The sequence below is a fragment of the Bradyrhizobium betae genome (assembly GCF_004123905.1).
GTDB lineage: Bacteria > Pseudomonadota > Alphaproteobacteria > Rhizobiales > Xanthobacteraceae > Bradyrhizobium > Bradyrhizobium betae_A.
This window is the reverse complement of record NZ_MZXW01000018.1, coordinates 1-4,022: the sequence shown is the minus strand read 5'-3', so window position 1 is coordinate 4,022 and position 4,022 is coordinate 1. Positions and strand designations below refer to the sequence as shown.

Genomic DNA, 4,022 nt, shown 5'->3' with positions numbered 1-4,022 from the left:
AAAAGGGATCGGGCGAATAATACGGAGGTTTAGGGTGCTGGCACGTTGCGGCTGATGTGGCTTCGCACTAACGATCGCGGAACTCGATGATTATCGCGGGCTTTGCGGTCCACGGGTTGTGGGCGAATGAGGAGGATTGGTCAGCATTATGCCGACATTTGGCTGGCCGCTCTGTTCGGCCGCATCGCAAAAAGGAGCGGACGGCTTGCACCTGCTGCGCCGGGGAAGGGGCAAGGCGTAGGCCGTCCGCACTGGCAGCTAATCGAGACCGCGCCAGGGAGAAGCGCGACCCGGCTGCTTGGTCCATAACTAGATCCGGCTGAGCGGTTGCTCCATTAAGCAGAGGTATATCTGCGCTAAATTGAAGTTTGGCGGGATGGCCTTAGGCCGTCGCGTTCCGCTGTTGCGCTGGAAACCGATCGGCGGCAATCGAATTGCCGAACCTGTTTAAAATGCTCTAGTCTTGCAAGACGGGGCACCGGGCGCCCCCTGCGATGACAGGGCGTCCGCTCACTTTATCCGTAAATCCGCCTGGGTATCGTAGGCGGGACGGGCGAGCTGCATGGCAAGACCCAGTCTCAGTGAACGGTGGTCGGCGCGTTCTGCGATGTCTCGCTACGCGACAGCCCCCCTGTCGGTCGCGGTGGCGATCGTTGCCGCGGAGCTGATCACACGCTTGCTGAACGCCGAGGCTATCGCGTCCTCGATGCTTTGCGCAGTTATTTTCGCCGCGTGGGTTGGCGGGCTTGGCCCGGGATTATTGGCGGTCACGCTCGCTCTCCTGGCCTTTCATTATTATCTGCTGCCGCCGACCAGTTCATTTATCTGGAAGCATGACCTTTTCGCTGTAGGCATTGCGGAGATACCGCGTCTGATCCTGTTCTCCATTACATCTCTCATGGTTGCATTCCTGATCTCGGCCCAGAGGAAGGCAACAGAAGCACTTCGGCATTCGGCACATGACCTGCAGGTAGCCATGGGTGATCAGAAGCGGATTGAGGCCGCGCTCCTGCACAGCGAAACATATTTGACCGAAGCGCAGAGATTGAGCGGTACCGGGAGCTTTGGATGGAACGTCGCCAGCGGAGATATTTTCTGGTCAGAACAAACTTTTCGAATCTTCGGATGCGACCGGACTACGAAACCGACCCTGGAACTTATTGTCCAGCGCACCCATCCGGAAGATCGCGCTGCCGTGCAAGACACTATCGATCGCGCGACCAGCGAGGGAAGGGAATTTGATCATGAATATCGACTGCTGATGCCGGATGGATCGGTTAAACATGTTCACGCCTTGGCGCGCGCCGAAAGAAATGCTTCAGGGGGCATCGAGTTTGTGGGCGCGGTCACCGATGTCACGATAGCAACGGAGACGGAACGAAAGCTGCGACGCAGCGAGGCCTATTTGGCCGAAGCCCAGCGCTTGAGCCACACCGGCAGTTGGGCCTGGGATGCGCGTCGGCGAGAGTTCGTGTTTCGGTCCCCGGAAGCGCTCAGCATGTTGGGATTCGATCCGGCTGAGGAGGCTGTACCACAGCAGCCCTTGTGGGATCGCGTTCACGGCGAAGACAGGGACCGCGTTATCGAAATGGTGCGGCAGGCTCTCCGAGAGAAATCGGGCTTCGAAGGCGACTATCGCATCGTTCTTCCGGACGGTTCGACAAAATATGTGCATTCCGTGGGACATGCCGTTGTCGGTCACGACGGTGAAGTGACCGAGCTGGTTGGCACGCACATCGATGTCACGGAGCAGCACCTCGCCCAGGAGGCGCTGCAAAAGGCTTTTGACGAAATCAAGAAGTCCGAGGATCGGCTTCGACTCGTGATCGACACGATCCCGACCTTGGTCTGGCGCGCGGGACCGGACGGGGTCCCCGATTTTCTCAATCAAACGGCGCTTGACTACACGGGCCTCTCACCGGATCAGGCCGAAACCGGCTGGCCTCGCGCTTTTCATCCTGACGACAAGAAGGGCATGTTGGTGAAGTGGAGCGCCATACGGGCGTCCGGTACGCCCGGTGAGCTTATAGCCCGCCTACGGCGTTTCGACGGTCAATATCGCTGGTTCCTATTCCGGGGCGTGCCGCTACGTGATGAGCACTGCAACATTGTCAAGTGGTATGGGTCGTCCACCGACATTGAGGACCGTAAGCGGGCGGAGGAGGAGTTACGGCGAAGCGAAGCCAAATTGGTCGAAGCACAGCGAGTGAGCCAAACCGGCAGCTTCGTCTGGAATCCCTGCACTGGCGAACGCGTCGGCTCCAAGGAATTCTTCCGGATCCTTGGGTACGACGAGCCGGGTTCTGTCACTTCTGAAATGATTCTTGACCGCACTCATCCCGAGGATCGGGCTCGCGTCCAGGAGACGATCGAACGCGCAGCTCGCAACGGAGAGGATCGCGACTACGAGCATCGGTTGCTGATGCCGGATGGCGCGGTCAAATATGTCCATGTCGTCGCCCATGCCGTCAGAAACCAGGCGGACCAGCTGGAGTTCATCGGGGCTGTTGTGGATGTTACTGCAACCAAACAGGCCGAGGAAAAGCTGCATAAAGCGCAGGTGGAGCTCGCGCATGTCATGCGCGTGACCACCTTGGGCGAACTGACCGCCTCGATCGCCCACGAGGTGAACCAACCGCTCGCTGCGATCATCGCTAACGCTGGGGCCTGTTTGCGCTGGCTCGACCGCGAAACTCCAGACCTGCCTGCTGCGCGCCGATCGGTGGAATGGGTCATCAATGGTGGCAACCGGGCAGGTGAGGTGATCCGGCGTGTCCGCACGCTCGCCAAAAAGTCCGACTTTGAAAAAGTGCCCCTCGATGTCAATGACGTTGTTAAGGACGTTATCGTGCTGGTACAGCGTGAGTTGAGCAGCCAGCTAGTCTCATTGCGTACCGAGTTGGCACCCGCTCTCCCCGCGATCCTTGGTGATCGGGTTCAGTTGCAGCAGGTGATCATTAACCTGGTAATGAACGGTATCGAGGCGATGCTGCCGATCACGGATCGGCGGCGCGAACTGGTGATCCGGTCAGGCCAGGACGAGGCACACCGTGTACTCCTAAGTGTGACCGATTGCGGCGTCGGGATCTCCGCCGAGAATGCGAGCCGGCTGTTCGACGCCTTCTTCACCACGAAGTCCAGCGGCTTGGGAATGGGGCTCTCGATCTGCCGTTCGATCGTGGAAGCCCATGAGGGCCGTCTATCGGCATCGCCCAATCAGGGGCCGGGGGCTACATTTCAATTCGTCCTGCCCTCGCAACAACAGAAGGAGGCGTGTCGTGACTGAGCGTCCCAAAACACCGCGTGAGCCTATCAGCGCGAGAGAACCGCTCGTCCTAATTGTCGAAGACGACGAATTGATGCGTGAAGCGCTCAGCAATCTCTTTGCATCGATCGGACTGGAGGTTGAGGTGTTCGGTTCGGCAACCGAAATGCTGCAAAGCACGCTTCCAGATGTCGCCAGCTGCCTGGTCCTGGACATTAGGCTGCCAGGAATGAGCGGTCTGGACTTCCAAGGTGAACTGGCCAAGGCGAACATTCATACTCCCATTATCTTCATGACCGGCCATGGCGACATTCCAATGAGCGTGAGGGCCATGAAGGGCGGGGCTGTCGATTTTCTGAGCAAGCCCTTTCGCGATCAGGACATGCTGGACGCCGTGACGATGGCGATCGAACGGGATCGCAAGCGACGCGAGGCCGACAGGATCGTCGCGAATCTGCAAACCCACTTTCAGACCTTAACCCCTCGCGAGCGCGAGATTCTTGCCTTGGTATCGTCTGGCCTCATGAACAAGCAAATAGCTGCCGAACTCGGACTTGCCGAAATTACCATCAAGATTCACCGTGGGCACATCATGAAGAAGATGGATGCGAAATCGCTGGCCGATCTGTTACGAAAAGCGGAAACTCTCGGAGTTCGTCGCGCCAAGCCTTAGTGCTTGTCCGGCGAGGACTGGGCAACAAACCTCAAGACCTTCAGTGCTTCAAGACCGAATGCGCCTGATTGGGCTACCAGGTAC

Annotated in this window: 2 protein-coding genes; both read left to right on the top strand. The window is 58.5% G+C overall.

Going from position 1 to position 4,022, the window contains the following annotated elements:
• The first annotated feature begins 562 nt into the window (after nucleotides 1-562).
• Nucleotides 563-3,286 carry a PAS domain-containing protein gene (locus tag B5V03_RS16695; protein ID WP_129271419.1) on the top strand — a complete coding sequence of 908 codons (2,724 nt, stop codon included), beginning with the start codon at nucleotides 563-565 and terminating at the stop codon, nucleotides 3,284-3,286.
• Nucleotides 3,279-3,938, top strand: coding sequence for a response regulator transcription factor (locus B5V03_RS16690; protein ID WP_245502244.1), 660 nt, complete (start codon nucleotides 3,279-3,281; stop codon nucleotides 3,936-3,938). Before B5V03_RS16695 ends, B5V03_RS16690 begins: the two co-directional genes overlap by 8 nt.
• Nucleotides 3,939-4,022 lie beyond the last annotated feature (84 nt).